Genomic DNA, 18,421 nt, shown 5'->3' with positions numbered 1-18,421 from the left:
CGCCCGGTTACATTTCGAACCCGGAAGCTAAGCCTTACAGCGCCGATGGTACTGCAGGGGGGACCCTGTGGGAGAGTAGGACGCCGCCGAACAATTATTAGAAGGGTTGGTCCCGGAACTTCGGTTCCGGGACCAACCCTTTTTTGTTTTCCGTCACTTCGAGTTCACGTTGCGCCCCGACCATCCGACGTATGGGTACTGCAGCAATGCTCAGGGCCGCCGGCGTGGGCGTCGGTGACGAGGTCGTCGTGCCTGCCTTCGGGAACGTGGAAGTCGCCGAAGCCGTGGCCCTGGCGGGCGCGTTGCCGGTGTTCGCCGACATAGATCCGGCTTCGTACTGCCTGGACGCCTCTCTGGTGGAGGCCGCGCTGACGCCCCGGACCGCGGCCATCGTCGTCGTGCACCGGTTCGGTCGGCCGGCGGACATGGGCTCTCTGCACCGGATCGGGGAACGGCACGGGCTGCTCGTGCTGGAGCGGGGCGAGTCCGAGGCGCCGTACGACGAGATAGCGCGGCGCAGGCAGCGGGCAGCCTATCTCGACGGGAAGTTGAGAGGCGTGCGGACACCCGACGGGGGCGACGGGCACACCTATCAGCAGTACGTGGTGCGGGTGCCGGGGAACGGGCGACCGGACCGTGACGCGTTCGCCCGCGCGCTGCGGGGGAGGGGCATCGAATGCCGGGTGCCGGTGAAGACACCCGTGCACCGCATGCCTGGATTCCGGCGATGTGTGTCGCTGCCGGAGACGGAGCGAGCCGTCGACGAGACGCTCGCGCTGCCGGTCGAGGCCGCGTTGACCAAGCGGGACATGCAGCGGATCGTGTCCGCCTGCAATGCGCTCGGTGGGCTGCTGCAACCCGCGCGTTGAGGGCAAGTCCGTGGTTGGGAGCACCGGCTTGTTCGGGGTATGATCTATTCCGTTGCCGCGAGGGAAACCTCGAAAGCGACAGGCCCCTATAGCTCAGTCGGTAGAGCGTCTCCATGGTAAGGAGAAGGTCAACGGTTCGATTCCGTTTGGGGGCTCCAGTACGAAGGCCCCGCCCGATTGGGCGGGGCCTTTCGCATGCCTTGGTCAGTCCGCGTGGGGCTCCGGGACGCGCATCGCGAGGATCGCCATGTCGTCGGACGGGGCGTCGGAGGCGAAGCGCTCCACCGCGCGCATGATGCGGGCGGCCACCGCGCCCGCCGTCAGGCCCGTGCAGGTGGTCAGGACGTCGGCGAGGCCGTCGTCGCCCAGCATCCGTGTGCCCTCGCGGCGTTCGGTGACGCCGTCCGTGACACAGAGCAGGACGTCGCCCGGGTCGAGGGTGACCGTCTGCTCGTAGAGCTCCAGGTCCTCGATGACGCCGAGGAGGGGCTGGGGTTCGGCGGCAGGCTCGACCGTGCCGTCCTGGCGGAGGCGCAGCGGGAGCGGGTGGCCGGCGCAGACCACCTTGAGCTCGGCGCTGCCGTCCTCCTGCGGGCGCATCTCGCCGTACAGCAGCGTGAGGAAGCGGCTGCGGGCGCCCTCGTCGAGGATGGCGGAGTTGAGGCGCTGGAGCACCTCCGGGCCGCTGAGGCCCTCGCGGGCCAGCAGGCGCAGGGCGTGCCGGGCGAGGCCCGTGACGGCCGCCGCGTTGGGGCCCGTACCGCAGACGTCGCCGATGGCGAAGCCGTACGCGTCGTCGCTGATGGGGAAGAGGTCGTAGAAGTCGCCGCCGACCTCGTTGCCCTCGCCCGCGGCGCGGTAGATGACGTCGACCTCGACGCCGTCCACGACGGGGAGTTCCGGGGGCAGGAGGCTGCGCTGGAGGGACTGGCTGATGGCCGTGCGCTCCGAGTACAGGCGGGCGTTGTCCAGGGCCAGGGCGGCCCTGCGGGACAGGTCCTCGGCGAGTTCGAGGATCTCCTGGCGGAAGTGGTCGTCGGTGGGCTTGCCGAGGGTGAGCATGCCGATGACGCGGTTGCGGGCGACCAGGGGCAGGACGACGGTCTCGCCGCCGACGGCGGAGGCGGTGGCGAGGGTCGGGCCGATGCCGGTGCTCAGCTGGGGGGTCGGGCCGCCGCTGAGGCCGAGGTCGCGCATGGAGGTGCGCAGTGCCGCCTGGTGGGCCATCTCGGCGGGGGCCGTCCACACGCGGGCGCCCGGGGTGGGCACCGGGTCGGGCGGGGCGATCTTCGACAGCAGGGACTTGATGCCGTCGATGAGCTCCTCGTCCTCGTGCAGGACGTAGGAGAGGTACGGGTCCGAGGCCTGGTCGGCGATCGTGTAGACGGCGCACCAGGTGGCCAGGGTCGGGACCGTCATCTGGGCCATCAGGGCCAGCGTCTGGTCGCGGTCGAGGGTGCCGGCGAGGAGGTCGGAGGCCTCGACGAGGAAGCTGAGCGAGCCGCGGCGCAGCCGCTCAAGCTCGCCGAGGCGTGCCGACTCGACGGCCAGGGCGATGCGGTCGGCCGCGAACTGGAGGCGCAGCGCCTCCTCGTTGGAGTACCGGCCGGCGGCCTCGGCCGCGACGCCGAGGGAACCGGTGAGGCGGCCCTCGACCTTGAGCGGGACGGTGACGACCGAGCGCATGCCCGTGCTGTTGAGCAGCGGGACCGCGCCGGGGACGGCCTCCAGGTCGTCGTGGACGGCGGGCATGCGCGCCGAGCCGTAGCGGCCGGGTCCCGCCTCGACGGGGACGCGGGCGAAACGCTGACGCGCGGAGGGCAGGCCGGTGGAGGCGCGGACCTCCAACTCCGTTTCGTCGTCGGTCGCCAGGAGCAGGAAGGCGGCGTCGGCGTCGAGCATGTCGCGGGCGCGTTCGACCGTGCGCTGGAGGAGTCCGTCGAGGTCGTCCGGGGCGGGGGAGCCGATGAACACCTCGAAGGGGTCCGCGCTCTGCCCCTCGGAGGACGGGGAGTCGGAGGCCGGCACGCGCAACGGGGTCTGCAGTACCGCGCGTTCGTGGTCGCGGACGAGGAGGCAGACCGTGGAGGGCTCGCCGTCGGCGTCGCGGACGCGCAGGTGGGAGGCGTAGACCGGGGTGACGCGGCCGTTGGCGCCGCGCATGCCGTAGCTGCCCTCCCAGCGGGAGAGCTGGAGCGCCTCGGCGATGCCGGTGCTGGTGCCGGGGGTGTGCGGCCAGGCGGCGAGGTCGGTGAGCGGCTTGCCGGTGACCTGGTCGGCGGAGTAGCCGAAGAGGTCCTCGGCGTCCTCGTTCCACGATGTGACGGCGCCGGTGCGGTCGATCTGGACGACCGCGACGCGGACGCGGCCGTCGGCGAGCGGCAGCAGGGCGGCCGGGAGGGAGGGACCGGCGGCGCGGGTGCCGACCGGACGCTCGGGCAGATGGAGGTGGAACCAGACGTTCTTCAGCGTGGGCGTGTACTCAACGCCCCAGCGGTCGGCCAGGGCCGCGCACAGCTGGAGGCCGCGGCCGCCCTCGCGGTCGAGGCTGCCCATGGTGGCGGGGGAGCCCTGGAGGGGGACCTCGCGCTCCGGATAGTGGTCGGCGACCTCGATCCGTACGCCGTCGTCGCTGCGCAGGCACACGACGTCGGCGGTCGTGCCGGCGTGGACCACGGCATTGGTCACCAGTTCGCTGGTGAGCACCACGGCGTCGTCGACGATGTCCGCATGGCCCCAGCCCTGGAGCGTGTCGCGGACGAAGGACCGGGCGCTCGCCACGGATCGTCCGACGGGCTCGAAGCTGGCGGCCGCGCGCGCGGTGATCACAGAACTCCTCGACCCTCTCTCCCCGTGCACGGCCTCATGGCCGACCGGCTCGTGCCGCTGCTGCGGCAGCCCACCCGTCGGCCCGGGATCCGGGGGCTGCTCCCCCGGGATCAGTCCGGTGGTCATTCCGGCCGCCCCTCCGATGCCCGCTCGTCTCCGTGCCACCGCCCAGACCGGACGGACCGGTTTGGCTGGACAGCCGTATGCAAGGTTACTTACCTTCGCCGTCCATCCGAATGCCGGTCTGCAGTGTTTCCGCCCAGAGGGTGTGCGGACGATGTGCGAAGCTGCCGAACTGTTATGGCCTGGTTCGGCCGGGGTGAAACACTGGGCAAGCTGCTTATGAAGGTCCGGGCAGGTGAATGCGCGCCGAGTCGGGTGGGCAGCAGCCCTGGAAGCGGTCCGGCGCGCGCCGGACCGGATCGCCCGGCAGTACGGGAAGTAAGCGGCAGGAACCGGTCCGCCGAGCGTGGGCGGCCGGGCACAGCGGTATCGGTCGACCCCTGCGGGAGGGACACAGTGGAGTCTGGCGCAGCGACGCGGACCACGAAGACGCGCGCGAAAGGCGGACAGTCCCTGAGTAACCAGGGCAAATCGCGGGGTGGCGGTGCACGGACCGGCAGTACGACGGTGGACACGGCCGCGCTGAACCGGCTGCTCGCGGCGCTGGTGTCCATGCGCGAGGGGAACTTCCGCAGGCGGCTCACGGTGTCCGGCGACGGCGTGATGTCGGAGATCGCGGCGGTCTTCAACGAGGTGGCCGACCGCAATCTGCACCTCACGGGAGAGCTGGCGCGGGTGCGGCGCGTGGTCGGGCGTGAGGGAAAACTCACGGAGCGGCTGGAGACCGGCGCCTGCGAGGGCTCCTGGGCGGCCGCGATCGACCACTCGAACGCGCTGGTGGACGACCTCGTACGGCCCGTCTCCGAGGTCAGCCGGGTGCTGTCGGCGGTCGCGGACGGCGATCTGTCGCCCCGCATGGAGCTGCGCACGCAGAACGACGAGGGCACCGGGCAGCCGCTGCGCGGTGAGTTCCTGAAGGTCGGCCGGACCGTGAACAACCTGGTCGACCAGTTGTCGACTTTCACGGACGAGGTCACGCGGGTGGCCAGCGAGGTCGGCACCGAGGGCAAGCTGGGCGGTCAGGCCCGGGTGCGGGGCATGTCCGGGTCGTGGAAGGACCTGACGGACTCCGTCAACACGATGGCGTACCGGCTCACCGCCCAGGTGCGGGACATCGCGCTGGTCACGACGGCGGTGGCCAAGGGCGACCTGTCCCGGAAGGTCACGGTGCACGTGGCCGGCGAGATGCTGGAGCTGAAGAACACCGTCAACACGATGGTGGACCAGCTCTCCGCGTTCTCGTCCGAGGTGACGCGCGTCGCCCGCGAGGTGGGCACCGAGGGCGCCCTGGGCGGGCAGGCGCAGGTGCCGGGCGTGGCCGGGGTGTGGAAGGAGCTGACCGACTCCGTCAACACCATGGCCGGGAACCTGACGGCCCAGGTGCGGGAGATCTCGCACGTGACGACGGCGGTCGCCAACGGCGACCTGTCGAAGAAGGTGACGGTCCCGGCCCGGGGCGAGGTCGCGCAGCTCGCCGAGACGATCAACCAGATGACCGAGACGCTGCGGATCTTCGCGGACGAGGTCACGCGCGTCGCGAACGAGACGGGCGGTGAGGGGCAGCTCGGCGGGCAGGCGAACGTGCCGGGCGCGGCCGGGATCTGGAAGGACCTGACGGACTCCGTCAACACGGTCTTCCGGAACCTGACCACGCAGGTGCGGGACATCGCCGCCGTGACGACGGCCGTGGCCAGCGGCGACCTGTCGCAGAAGGTCACGGTGGACGTGGCCGGCGAGATGCTGGAGCTGAAGAACACCGTCAACACGATGGTGGACCAGCTGTCCGCCTTCGGTGCCGAGGTCACGCGGGTGGCCCGGGAGGTCGGTGTCGAGGGCGAGCTGGGCGGGCAGGCGCAGGTGCCGGGGGCGGCGGGGACGTGGAAGGACCTGACGGACTCCGTCAACACCGCGTTCCGCAACCTCACCGGTCAGGTGCGGAACATCGCCCAGGTGACGACGGCGGTGGCCAACGGCGACCTGTCGCAGAAGGTCACCGTGGACGTCTCCGGCGAGATGCTCCAGCTGAAGAACACCGTGAACACGATGGTGGACCAGCTCTCCAGCTTCGCCGACCAGGTGACGCGGATGGCCCGGGACGTGGGCACGGAGGGCCGCCTCGGCGGTCAGGCCCGCGTCGACGGCGTGTCGGGGACCTGGAAGGAGCTGACGGACTCCGTCAACTCCATGGCCGGCAATCTGACCTCCCAGGTGCGCAACATCGCGCAGGTGACGACGGCCGTGGCGCGCGGCGACCTGTCCCAGAAGATCGACGTCGACGCGCGCGGCGAGATCCTGGAGCTGAAGAACACCATCAACACGATGGTGGACCAGCTGTCGTCGTTCGCGGAGCAGGTCACGCGCGTGGCCCGCGAGGTGGGCACGGAGGGCCGCCTCGGCGGTCAGGCGCAGGTGCCAGGGGTCGCCGGTGTGTGGCGGGACCTGACGGACTCGGTGAACGGCATGGCCGGCAACCTCACCGCCCAGGTCCGCAACATCGCGCAGGTCGCCACGGCGGTCGCGCGCGGTGACCTGTCCCAGAAGATCACCGTCGACGCGCGCGGGGAGATCCTGGAGCTGAAGAACACGCTGAACACGATGGTGGACCAGCTGTCGTCGTTCGCCCAGGAGGTCACGCGCGTCGCCCGCGAGGTGGGTACCGAGGGCATCCTCGGCGGCCAGGCGGAGGTGCAGGGCGTCTCCGGCACCTGGAAGGACCTCACGCAGTCCGTGAACGGCATGGCCAACAACCTGACCATGCAGGTGCGCAACATCGCCGAGGTGACGACGGCGGTCGCCAAGGGCGACCTGTCGAAGAAGATCACCGTCGACGCCAAGGGCGAGATCCTCGAGCTGGTCACCACCGTGAACACCATGGTCGACCAGCTGTCGTCCTTCGCCGAGCAGGTCACGCGGGTGGCCCGTGAGGTGGGTACGGAGGGCATCCTCGGCGGCCAGGCGAGCGTGCCCGGCGTGGTGGGTATCTGGAAGGACCTCAACGACAACGTCAACCTGATGGCCAAGAACCTCACCGTCCAGGTGCGGAACATCTCCCAGGTGGCCGCGGCCGTCGCCAACGGCGACCTGACGCGGACGGTGACGATCGAGGCGCGCGGCGAGGTCGCGCAGCTCGCCGACACCTTCAACACCATGGTGCGGACGCTGCGGTCCTTCGCCGACCAGGTGACCAAGGTGGCCCGCGAGGTGGGCACCGACGGCATCCTGGGCGGCCAGGCGCAGGTGCCGGGCGTGTCGGGGACGTGGAAGGACCTCACCGAGTCGGTGAACCAGATGGCGTCGAATCTGACCGGTCAGGTGCGTAACATCGCCATGGTCACCACGGCGATCGCGAAGGGCGACCTGACCAAGAAGATCGACATCGACGCGCGCGGCGAGATCCTGGAGCTGAAGACGACCATCAACACGATGGTCGACCAGCTGTCGTCCTTCGCCGAGGAGGTCACCCGTGTCGCCCGTGAGGTGGGTACGGAGGGGCAGCTCGGCGGCCAGGCACGCGTGCGGGACGTCGACGGCACCTGGCGCGACCTGACGGAGTCCGTGAACGAGATGGCCGGGAACCTCACCCGGCAGGTGCGGGCCATCGCGCGCGTGGCGACCGCGGTGACCCGCGGCGACCTGAACCTGAAGATCGACGTGGACGCCTCCGGGGAGATCTCCGAGCTGCAGGACTACATCAACAAGATGATCGCCAACCTGCGCGACACCACGATCGCCAACAAGGAGCAGGACTGGCTGAAGGGCAATCTGGCCCGGATCTCCGGCCTCATGCAGGGCCGCCGCGACCTCCAGGACGTGGCCTCGCTGATCATGAGCGAACTGACACCGGTGGTCTCCGCCCAGCACGGGGCGTTCTTCCTGGCGATGCCCCTGGTCGACGGGCAGGAGCAGGCGGGCGCCGAGGGCGACGCGTACGAGCTGCGCATGCTCGGGTCGTACGGCTACTCGATGGGGTCCATGCCCACGTCCTTCCGGCCGGGTGAGGCGCTGGTCGGCACGGCCGCCGAGGAGAAGCGCACGATCCTGGTGGAGAACGCGCCGAGCGGTTACCTGAAGATCTCCTCCGGGCTCGGCGAGGCCCCGCCCGCGCAGGTGATCGTGCTGCCGGTGCTGTTCGAGGGGCAGGTGCTCGGCGTCATCGAGCTGGCGTCGTTCACGCCGTTCACGCACATCCAGAAGGACTTCCTGAACCAGATCGCCGAGATGATCGCGACCAGCGTCAACACCATCTCCGTGAACACCAAGACGGAGGTCCTGCTGAGCCAGTCGCAGGAGCTTACCGAGCAACTGCGGGAGCGGTCGGAGGAGTTGGAGCAGCGGCAGAAGGCGCTCCAGTCGTCCAACGCCGAACTGGAGGAGAAGGCCGAGCTGCTGGCGCAGCAGAACCGCGACATCGAGGTGAAGAACACCGAGATCGAGGAGGCGCGGCAGGTCCTGGAGGAGCGTGCCGAACAGCTCGCGGTCTCCATGCGGTACAAGAGCGAGTTCCTGGCCAACATGTCGCACGAGCTGCGTACGCCGCTCAACTCACTGCTGATTCTGGCCAAGTTGCTCGCGGACAACGCCGACGCGAACCTGACCCCGAAGCAGGTCGAGTTCGCCGAGACGATCCACGGCGCGGGCTCCGACCTGCTCCAGCTCATCAACGACATCCTCGACCTGTCGAAGGTCGACGCGGGGAAGATGGACGTCTCCCCGACGCGCATCGCGCTCGTCCAGCTCGTGGACTACGTGGAGGCGACCTTCCGGCCGCTGAGCGCGGAGAAGGGCCTGGACCTGTCGGTGCGGGTGTCGCCGGGACTGCCCGCCACCATGCACACCGACGAGCAGCGGCTGCTCCAGGTGCTGCGCAACCTGCTGTCCAACGCGGTGAAGTTCACCGACTCGGGCTCCGTCGAGCTGGTCATCCGGCCGGCCCGGGACGAGGTTCCGAAGGCCATCCGGGAGCAGTTGCTGGAGGCCGGTTCGATGAATGACCCGGACGCCGAGCTGATCGCGTTCTCCGTGAGCGACACGGGCATCGGGATCGCGGCCAGCAAGATGCAGGTGATCTTCGAGGCGTTCAAGCAGGCCGACGGCACCACGAGTCGCAAGTACGGCGGGACGGGCCTCGGGCTGTCCATCTCGCGGGAGATCGCGCAGCTGCTCGGCGGCGAGATCCACGCACAGAGCGAGCCGGGCCGCGGGTCGACCTTCACGCTCTACCTGCCGCTGCACCCCAGCGAGCTGCCCCCGCACGGCTACCAGCAGCCGCTGCCGTCCGTGGAGGCCGGTGAGCTGTCGGCGTCCTCGGGCGCCGTGGCCGAGCTGCCGGGTGCCGAGGCCGATACGCCGGCCGAGGTGAAGTCGTACCAGGCCTCGCAGAACGGCGCGGCCGCGCTGTTCCGGCGCCGTCGCAAGTCGGCCGCGGACACCGAGGACCGGCCCGGGGCGCAGGAGCGGCAGCCGGGCGCCGGGCAGGAGGCGGCACCGCAGGCGCACCGGGGGGTCCGGTTCGGCGGGCAGAAGGTGCTGATCGTCGACGACGACATCCGCAACGTCTTCGCCCTCACCAGCGTTCTGGAGCAGCACGGGCTGTCCGTGCTGTACGCCGAGAACGGGCGCGAGGGCATCGAGGTGCTGGAGCAGCACGAGGACGTGGCGGTCGTCCTGATGGACATCATGATGCCCGAGATGGACGGATACGCGACGACCACGGCGATCCGGCGGATGCCCCAGTTCGCCGGGCTGCCGATCATCGCGCTGACCGCGAAGGCGATGAAGGGCGACCGGGAGAAGGCGATCGAGTCGGGCGCCTCCGACTACGTGACCAAGCCGGTCGACCCCGACCACCTGTTGACGGTGATGCAGCAGTGGATGCGCGAGGAGTGAGTCCGGGGAGTCCGGCGGGTCCGGCGAATTGGGTGAGCCGGTGGCGCCGGCGGGGCGGGGCGGGAAGTGATCGGTACGCCCGGCCCCCGGGCCCGTAGTACGTTCGGGCAGGCTCTTCCCGTACGTACGGGCACCTTCCGTGCGGCTCGCTCGGGCGGTGTGCGAACGTGGGGTGTGTGTAAACGGCGGGAACCTTCGGGTGTCGCGCGAAGTCGCTGACCCAGCGTGCCCGAAGCCGTGTAGAAGTACGGGTTTCGGGGAACCTTCTGGTCTCCCGCCGCGTTTCTGCTACGAGCACAGTGACATCACGGTGACAGGGTGTGGCGACAGGCGGGGTGCGGCTACGATGACCGGCACAAGGACGGGCGGCGCAAGGGAGTCGTCCCCCGGGGCGGCACCCGCCGGTGCCGTGCCAAGTCCTGTGGACAGGGGAGGCCCCACGCCGGGGCGAGGAGGGCGGGCCATGGTGCAGAAGGCCAAGATCCTCCTGGTCGATGACCGGCCGGAGAATCTGCTTGCGCTGGAGGCGATCCTCTCGGCGCTCGATCAGACGCTGGTGCGGGCATCGTCCGGGGAGGAAGCGCTCAAAGCGCTGCTCACGGACGACTTCGCGGTCATTCTGCTGGACGTCCAGATGCCGGGCATGGACGGATTCGAAACCGCCGCGCACATCAAGCGCCGGGAGCGGACCCGGGACATTCCGATCATCTTCCTCACGGCGATCAACCACGGGCCCCACCACACCTTCCGCGGGTACGCGGCAGGCGCGGTGGACTACATCTCCAAGCCGTTCGACCCCTGGGTGCTGCGCGCCAAGGTCTCGGTCTTCGTCGAGCTGTACATGAAGAACTGCCAGCTGCGGGAACAGGCGGCCCTGCTGCGCCTCCAGTTGGAGGGCAACGACAAGGCCGCGGTGGGCGAGGCCAAGGAGCCCGCGGGGCTGCTCGCCGAGCTGTCGGCGCGGCTGGCGGCCGTGGAGGAGCAGGCGGAGGCGCTGTCCAAGCAGCTCGGCGACGAGTCGACGGACGCGGCCGCGGTGGCGACGGCGGCCCACCTGGAGCGCAAGCTCACCGGGCTGCGGCGGGCGCTGGACGCCCTGGAGCCGGGCTCGTCCGGCGGTCAGGCCGCCGTCAACTGACGCCGGGAGTGCCCCTGCTGCCCGTGATACTCGACGCGGTGGCCCGCGCGGCCGTCCGTGAAGTGGCCCGTGAGAGGGTCTGTGAGGACTTGTCAGGGGCTGTACCGGAGGCGTCAGTTCCGCCCCCATGGAGGGGCGACACGAAAGGGTGAAGCGGTAGGCACACGTGTCGACCGCCGTCTCCCCCGGTAACCTCACACCTATGGCCTCACGTCCCTCCGCAGCCAAGAAGCAGCCCGCGAAGAAGGCGGCCGCTCCCGCGAAGGGTCCGGCCAAGAAGGCCCCCGCGAAGAAGGCACCGGCGAAAAAGGCGCCCGCCAAGAAGGCCGCGGCGAAGAAGCCCGCGCCCAAACCGGCTCCGAACCCCACCGGCGGTGTCTACCGGCTGGTGCGGGCGCTCTGGCTGGGCCTCGCGCACGGAGTGGGCGCCGTCTTCCGCGGCATAGGGCACGGCGCCAAGAACCTCGACCCGGCCCACCGCAAGGACGGCGTCGCCCTGCTGCTGCTCGGCGTCGCGCTGATCGTCGCCGCGGGCACCTGGGCCGACCTCAAGGGCCCCGTCGGCGACCTCGTCGAGATCCTCGTGACCGGTGCCTTCGGCCGGCTCGACCTGCTCGTGCCGATCCTGCTCGGCGCCATCGCCGTACGCCTCATCCGGCACCCCGAGAAGCCCGAGGCCAACGGGCGGATCGTGATCGGCCTGTCCGCGCTCGTCGTCGGCGTGCTCGGCCAGGTGCACATCGCGTGCGGATCACCGGCCCGCAGCGAGGGCATGCAGGCCATAAGGGACGCCGGCGGCCTCATCGGCTGGGGCGCGGCCACCCCGCTGTCGTACACGATGACCGACATGCTGGCCGTGCCGCTGCTCGTGCTGCTCACCGTCTTCGGGCTGCTCGTCGTCACGGCCACCCCGGTCAACGCGATCCCGCAGCGGCTGCGGCAGCTCGGGGTGCGGCTCGGCGTGGTTCACGAGCCGGAGACGGACGAGTTCGCCGACGACGACGAGCGGTACGACGAGCAGTGGCGCGAGGCGCTGCCCGCCCGGTCCCGCAAGCGCGCCCAACCGGCCGCCGCCGAGCCGTACGACCCCGACGCGGCCGAGCAGGAGGCGCTCAGCCGGCGCCGCGGCAGGCCCCGGCGGTCCGCAGTGCCGCAGCCCGAGATGAACCGTCCGATGGACGCCGTGGACGTCGCCGCCGCTGCCGCCGCCGCGCTCGACGGCGCCGTGCTGCACGGGATGCCGCCCTCCCCGTTGGTCGCCGACCTCACCCAGGGCGTGAGCACCGGGGACCGCGAGTCCACGACCCCGACGCCCACCCCCGTGCCGGCCGCGCGGCCGCAGCCGGGGAAGCTCAAGAAGGACGCCGCGAAGGCGACCGGACGGGAATCGGAGGGCGGCGCGGTCCCCGACCTCACGAAGACGCCGCTGCCCAAGGAGCGGGACCTGCCGCCGCGCGCCGAGCAGCTCCAGCTCTCCGGTGACATCACCTACTCCCTGCCGTCCCTCGACTCCCTCACGCGCGGCGGACCCGGCAAGGCGCGCAGCGCAGCCAACGACGCCATAGTCGCGTCGCTGACCACCGTCTTCACCGAGTTCAAGGTCGACGCCGCCGTCACCGGCTTCACCCGCGGCCCGACGGTCACGCGCTACGAGGTCGAGCTGGGCCCCGCCGTGAAGGTGGAGCGGATCACCGCGCTGACCAAGAACATCGCGTACGCCGTCGCCAGCCCCGACGTGCGGATCATCAGCCCGATCCCCGGCAAGTCCGCGGTCGGCATCGAGATCCCCAACACCGACCGGGAGATGGTCAACCTCGGCGACGTGCTGCGCCTCGCGGAGTCCGCCGAGGACGACGACCCGATGCTGGTCGCCTTCGGCAAGGACGTCGAGGGCGGCTACGTCATGCACTCGCTGGCGAAGATGCCGCACATGCTGGTCGCCGGTGCCACCGGCTCCGGCAAGTCGTCCTGCATCAACTGCCTGATCACCTCGATCATGATGCGGGCGACCCCGGAGGACGTCCGGATGATCCTGGTCGACCCCAAGCGCGTCGAGCTGACCGCGTACGAGGGCATCCCGCACCTGATCACGCCGATCATCACCAACCCGAAGCGGGCCGCCGAGGCGCTCCAGTGGGTCGTGCGCGAGATGGACCTGCGCTACGACGACCTCGCCGCCTACGGCTACCGGCACATCGACGACTTCAACCGCGCGGTGCGCGAGGGCAAGGTCAAGCCGCCCGAGGGCAGCGAGCGCGAGCTCCAGCCGTACCCGTACCTGCTGGTGATCGTGGACGAGCTGGCCGACCTGATGATGGTCGCACCGCGCGACGTCGAGGACGCGATCGTCAGGATCACGCAGCTCGCGCGCGCGGCCGGTATCCACCTGGTGCTCGCCACCCAGCGCCCCTCCGTGGACGTCGTCACCGGCCTGATCAAGGCCAACGTGCCCTCCCGGCTCGCCTTCGCCACCTCCTCGCTCGCCGACTCCCGGGTCATCCTCGACCAGCCCGGCGCCGAGAAGCTGATCGGCAAGGGCGACGGCCTCTTCCTGCCGATGGGCGCGAACAAGCCGACCCGCATGCAGGGCGCGTTCGTGACCGAGGAGGAGGTGGCGACCGTCGTCCAGCACTGCAAGGACCAGATGGCGCCGGTCTTCCGCGAGGACGTCACGGTCGGCACCAAGCAGAAGAAGGAGATCGACGAGGACATCGGGGACGACCTCGACCTGCTGTGCCAGGCGGCCGAGCTGGTCGTCTCCACCCAGTTCGGGTCCACCTCGATGCTCCAGCGCAAGCTGCGGGTCGGCTTCGCGAAGGCCGGGCGGCTGATGGACCTGATGGAGTCGCGGAGCATCGTCGGGCCGAGCGAGGGTTCGAAGGCTCGTGACGTTCTTGTGAAGCCTGATGAGCTGGACGGCGTGCTCGCGGTGATCCGTGGGGAGTCTGAAGGGTAGGGACGGGTAGGAGAAGGGTTCCGCCGACGATCCGCCGACGTTTCGCCGACGGAGGGTCACGACGGACGTGCGGCGTCATGACGGCCGGGCGGCCGATCGTGACTCACCCGTTAGGGATCATTGAGCAACCGTTTCCCCAGGCCCTACGTCAAGTTGAGGGAAGTGACAAACAGGTAGTCCACCATCGGGGTGCCGGGCCATTCCGATGGCGTAAAGGTCGTACCGCCCGGTTGCCCCACCCGTTTGCACCCCCCCTAGACTGAACGCCCAGCACAGGCGGCTAAACGCTCGAAAGGCGCCCCCGTGTCCAACGGCAACTCCCCTGAAGACGAGCGTCCGATCGAAGACGTGTCCCAGGACGCCCCTGACGACGTTTCCGAGGAAGCCCGCCCCTCCGTCGGCCACGCCCTCAAGCAGGCCCGGATCGCCGCCGGGCTGACCGTCGACGACATCACCACCGCCACCCGGGTCCGCATCGCCATCGTGCACGCCATCGAGGCGGACGACTTCGCGCCCTGCGGCGGCGACGTCTACGCGCGCGGGCACATCCGCACCCTGGCCAAGGCCGTCGGGCTCGACCCGGCCGAGCTGCTCGCGCAGTTCGACGCCGAGCACGGCGGACGCCCGGCGCCGACCCCCGCCGCGCCCCTGTTCGAGGCGGAGCGCATCCGTCCCGAGCGGCGCGGACCCAACTGGACCGCCGCCATGGTCGCCGCGATCGTCGCGGTGATCGGTTTCGTGGGTTTCACCTTCGTCAAGGGCGGCGACGACGGCGGCAACGAGGCGAGCGTCGCCGAGGGCGCCCAGCCCTCGTCCGGCGAGTCCGCCTCGTCGAGCGCCAAGCCCAAGAAGCCCGCCGACCCCAAGCCCGAACCGAGCGACAGCGCCATCGCCGCCGCGCCCGCGGACAAGGTGACCGTCAAGGTCAGCGCCACCGAGGGCCGCAGCTGGATCTCCGCCCAGGACCACAACGGCCGGCTGCTCTTCGACGGACTGCTCAAGCAGGGCGACTCCAAGACCTTCCAGGACAACGAGAAGGTCAAGCTCGTCCTCGGCGACGCCGGAGCCATCCAGCTCTACGTCAACGGCAAGAAGATCGAGGACGACTTCCAGCCCGGCGCCGTCGAGCGCCTGACGTACACGAAGGGCGACCCGCAGGTCGGATAGGGGACGCGGAGGACGAGTCTCCACGGGGTTGGCCAAGATCGGCCAACCCCGTCGACGTGGGCTGTCGGCGGGACGAAGTAGTCTTGAGCCCATGCCTGAAAGCCGTACCGTCGCACTCGTCACCCTTGGCTGCGCCCGTAACGAGGTGGACTCGGAGGAGCTCGCAGGCCGTCTGGAGGCGGACGGCTGGAAGCTCGTCGACGACGCCGAGGAAGCGGACGTCGCCGTCGTGAACACGTGCGGCTTCGTCGAGGCCGCCAAGAAGGACTCCGTCGACGCCCTCCTGGAGGCCAACGACCTCAAGGGCCACGGAAGAACGCAGGCCGTCGTGGCGGTGGGCTGCATGGCCGAGCGGTACGGCAAGGAGCTGGCCGACGCCCTCCCGGAGGCCGACGGCGTCCTCGGCTTCGACGACTACGCCGACATCTCCGACCGCCTGCAGACCATCCTGAACGGCGGCATCCACGCCGCCCACACCCCGCGCGACCGGCGCAAGCTGCTGCCGATCAGCCCCGCCGAGCGGCAGGAGGCCGGCGCCTCGGTCGCCCTGCCGGGACACGGTCCGACCGACCTCCCCGAGGGCGTCGCCCCGGCCTCCGGGCCCCGCGCGCCCCTGCGCCGCCGCCTGGACGGCTCCCCGGTCGCCTCGGTGAAGCTGGCCTCCGGCTGCGACCGGCGCTGCTCCTTCTGCGCCATCCCGTCCTTCCGCGGCTCCTTCATCTCGCGCCGCCCCAGCGACGTGCTGAACGAGACGCGGTGGCTGGCCGAGCAGGGCGTCAAGGAGATCATGCTGGTCTCCGAGAACAACACCTCCTACGGCAAGGACCTCGGCGACATCCGCCTGCTGGAGTCGCTGCTGCCGAACCTGGCCGAGGTCGACGGCATCGAGCGGGTGCGCGTCAGCTACCTCCAGCCCGCCGAGATGCGCCCCGGCCTCATCGACGTGCTGACCTCCACCGAGAAGGTCGTGCCCTACTTCGACCTCTCCTTCCAGCACTCCGCGCCGAACGTGTTGCGCGCGATGCGCCGCTTCGGCGACACCGACCGCTTCCTGGAGCTGCTCGACACCATCCGGAGCAAGGCACCCGAGGCCGGTGTGCGCTCCAACTTCATCGTCGGCTTCCCCGGCGAGTCCGAGGCGGACCTCGCCGAGCTGGAGCGGTTCCTGAACCACGCCCGCCTCGACGCCATCGGCGTCTTCGGATACTCCGACGAGGAGGGCACCGAGGCGGCGACCTACGGCGACAAGCTGGACGAGGACGTCGTCGCCGAGCGACTGGCACGTGTCTCCCGCCTGGCCGAGGAACTGGTCTCGCAGCGGGCCGACGAGCGCGTCGGCGCGACCGTGCGGGTACTCGTCGAGTCCGTGGACCCGGCCGACGAGGGGGAGGGCGTCCGCGGCCGCGCCGAGCACCAGGCGCCGGAGACGGACGGCCAGGTGCTGCTCACGAGCGGCGCGGGCCTGAGTGTCGGTCGTATGGTCGACGCGAAGGTGGTCGGTACGGAGGGTGTCGACCTGGTGGCCGAACCGCTGCCGGGCGCGCCCGAGTGGAGTGAGGAGGCCGGCAGATGACCGGAGTCCCGGCGTCCGCGGCGGGCGGCTCCTCCAGTGCGCGCAGGACCGGCCCGCGCGGCGCCACGGGCGCGGCACAGGAACCGGCCGGGCGCACGACTTTGGGGGGCGCCGTGGAACGGGATGCGGGAGAGCGGCGAGGGGCCACCGAGGGTGGCGTCGGCGCGCGCGGCGGCAAGATCGCGGCGGCCGCCGTCAACCAGGCGAGTGTCTGGAACGTCGCCAATCTGCTGACGATGCTCCGGCTGCTCCTGGTGCCGGCCTTCGTCGCGCTCATGCTCGGCAACGGCGGGTACGACCCGGCCTGGCGCTCCTTCGCCTGGGCCGCCTTCGCCATCGCCATGATCACCGACCTCTTCGACGGGCACCTGGCGCGCACCTACAACCTCGTCACCGACTTCGGGAAGATCGCCGACCCCATCGCCGACAAGGCGATCATGGGTGCGGCGCTCATCTGCCTGTCCGCGCTCGGCGACCTGCCGTGGTGGGTGACGGCCGTCATCCTCGGCCGGGAACTCGGGATCACCGTCCTGCGTTTCGTGGTCATCCGGTACGGCGTCATCCCCGCCAGCCGGGGCGGCAAGCTCAAGACGCTCACCCAGGGCATCGCCGTCGGCATGTACGTCCTGGCGCTGACGGGGCCCCTGGCCACCCTGAGGTTCTGGGTGATGGCGGCGGCGGTCGTCCTGACCGTCGCGACCGGCCTGGACTATGTGAAGCAAGCCATTGTGCTGCGCCGCCGGGGAATCGCCGAACGCAGAGCGGCGTTGAAGGGGACGGAAGTTTGAGTTCCACGGCCGCCGACGTGGTGCGACTACTGACGGTCAGGGGCGAGACCCTCGCGGTCGCCGAGTCACTGACCGGTGGAATGGTCGCCGCTGCGCTCACGGCGGTCCCCGGAGCGTCCAAGGCCTTCCGGGGCTCAGTCACCGCGTACGCGACGGAGCTGAAGCGGGAGGTGCTCGGCGTCGACGGCGAGCTGCTCGCGGCGCGCGGAGCGGTGGATGCGCAGGTCGCCGCCCAGATGGCGGCAGGCGTACGCACGGCGCTGGGCGCCGACTGGGGCATCGCGACGACGGGCGTCGCCGGTCCGGACCCGCAGGACGGGCAGCCCGTGGGGACGGTTTTCGTGGCCGTGGACGGGCCCTTGGGGGCGGAGCAGGGTTGCGCCGATGGCGGAAAAGTGGAGGCGCTGCGGTTGAACGGCGACCGCGCGGAAATTCGTATGGAGAGTGTACGGAGCGTACTCGCACTTCTTTTGAGGGAGCTTGCGAGCGAACAGACCGGGAATGAGCGGGCACAGGATACGGAACGGAACGGGGGGTTTTGATGTTTGCAGCCCTGAGTGAACACGACATCGCTCCCCGCACGGCCGCGGCGCGAGGCGGTACGGTGGGGCGTGAAGGATGCGGTTACACGGTCCGAGGAGGGAGCCACCGATGATTCTGCTCCGTCGCCTGCTGGGTGACGTGCTGCGTCGGCAGCGCCAGCGCCAGGGCCGTACTCTGCGCGAAGTCTCCTCGTCCGCCCGAGTCTCACTCGGCTATCTCTCCGAGGTGGAGCGGGGGCAGAAGGAGGCTTCTTCCGAGCTGCTCTCCGCCATCTGCGACGCGCTGGACGTACGGATGTCCGAGCTCATGCGTGAAGTGAGCGACGAACTCGCCCTTGCCGAGCTGGCCCGGTCCGCCGCGGCGACGCCCAGCGAGACCGTTCCGGCACCGGTGCGCCCGATGCTGGGTTCCGTCTCGGTGACCGGTGTGCCGCCGGAACGGGTCACCATCAAGGCGCCCGCCGAGGCAGTGGACGTCGTCGCCGCCTGAGCGCCCGAGAACGTGTGCGTGTGAGGCCCCGGCCAGGGGTCGCTCCGGAGACCCGGAGCG

10 protein-coding genes, 1 tRNA gene and 1 rRNA gene are annotated in these 18,421 nt (G+C 70.4%); 11 read left to right on the top strand and 1 reads right to left on the bottom strand.

Annotation, left to right across the window (positions count from 1 at the left end; all coding sequences use genetic code 11):
- The 3 genes from rrf to ACFYZ3_RS33140 all read left to right on the top strand — a co-directional run.
- Positions 1-92, top strand: a 5S ribosomal RNA gene (rrf, locus tag ACFYZ3_RS33150); the annotation flags it as partial.
- Between the two features lie 114 nt (positions 93-206).
- Complete coding sequence (locus ACFYZ3_RS33145) at positions 207-869, top strand: DegT/DnrJ/EryC1/StrS family aminotransferase (protein ID WP_388525572.1); 663 nt, start codon at positions 207-209, stop codon at positions 867-869.
- Between the two features lie 82 nt (positions 870-951).
- A tRNA-Thr gene (locus tag ACFYZ3_RS33140) sits at positions 952-1,027 on the top strand.
- 46 nt (positions 1,028-1,073) lie between these two features.
- Here ACFYZ3_RS33140 and ACFYZ3_RS33135 read toward each other — a convergent pair.
- Positions 1,074-3,824, bottom strand: a complete 2,751-nt coding sequence (locus tag ACFYZ3_RS33135) for a SpoIIE family protein phosphatase (protein WP_388525568.1) — start codon at positions 3,822-3,824, stop codon at positions 1,074-1,076.
- A gap of 393 nt (positions 3,825-4,217) precedes the next feature.
- Here ACFYZ3_RS33135 and ACFYZ3_RS33130 point away from each other — a divergent pair, with 393 nt between their 5' ends.
- The 8 genes from ACFYZ3_RS33130 (at position 4,218) to ACFYZ3_RS33095 (ending at position 18,361) form a co-directional block, all read left to right on the top strand.
- A complete protein-coding gene (locus ACFYZ3_RS33130; RefSeq protein WP_388525565.1) occupies positions 4,218-9,707 on the top strand; it encodes a HAMP domain-containing protein in 5,490 nt (1,829 codons plus the stop codon).
- 463 nt (positions 9,708-10,170) lie between these two features.
- Positions 10,171-10,845, top strand: coding sequence for a two-component system response regulator (locus tag ACFYZ3_RS33125; protein WP_003973275.1), 675 nt, complete (start codon positions 10,171-10,173; stop codon positions 10,843-10,845).
- A 202-nt stretch (positions 10,846-11,047) separates the two neighbouring features.
- Complete coding sequence (locus ACFYZ3_RS33120) at positions 11,048-13,801, top strand: DNA translocase FtsK (RefSeq protein ID WP_388525561.1); 2,754 nt, start codon at positions 11,048-11,050, stop codon at positions 13,799-13,801.
- 303 nt (positions 13,802-14,104) lie between these two features.
- A complete protein-coding gene (locus tag ACFYZ3_RS33115; RefSeq protein ID WP_361007139.1) occupies positions 14,105-14,968 on the top strand; it encodes a helix-turn-helix domain-containing protein in 864 nt (287 codons plus the stop codon).
- A 91-nt stretch (positions 14,969-15,059) separates the two neighbouring features.
- Positions 15,060-16,541 carry a 30S ribosomal protein S12 methylthiotransferase RimO gene (gene rimO, locus ACFYZ3_RS33110; protein WP_388525556.1) on the top strand — a complete coding sequence of 494 codons (1,482 nt, stop codon included), beginning with the start codon at positions 15,060-15,062 and terminating at the stop codon, positions 16,539-16,541.
- Positions 16,538-17,329: a CDP-diacylglycerol--glycerol-3-phosphate 3-phosphatidyltransferase gene (gene pgsA, locus ACFYZ3_RS33105; RefSeq protein WP_388525553.1), complete on the top strand. Its 792-nt coding sequence runs from the start codon at positions 16,538-16,540 to the stop codon at positions 17,327-17,329. The genes rimO and pgsA overlap by 4 nt, the downstream gene beginning before the upstream one ends.
- Positions 17,326-17,871, top strand: a complete 546-nt coding sequence (locus tag ACFYZ3_RS33100) for a CinA family protein (RefSeq protein ID WP_388525550.1) — start codon at positions 17,326-17,328, stop codon at positions 17,869-17,871. Before pgsA ends, ACFYZ3_RS33100 begins: the two co-directional genes overlap by 4 nt.
- 109 nt (positions 17,872-17,980) lie before the next feature.
- A complete protein-coding gene (locus tag ACFYZ3_RS33095; protein WP_003973269.1) occupies positions 17,981-18,361 on the top strand; it encodes a helix-turn-helix domain-containing protein in 381 nt (126 codons plus the stop codon).
- The last annotated feature ends 60 nt before the right edge of the window (positions 18,362-18,421 follow it).

Origin of the sequence: Streptomyces sp. NPDC001599 (assembly GCF_042893535.1) — a bacterium.
GTDB lineage: Bacteria > Actinomycetota > Actinomycetes > Streptomycetales > Streptomycetaceae > Streptomyces.
This window is presented reverse-complemented; position numbering and strand designations above follow the sequence as displayed.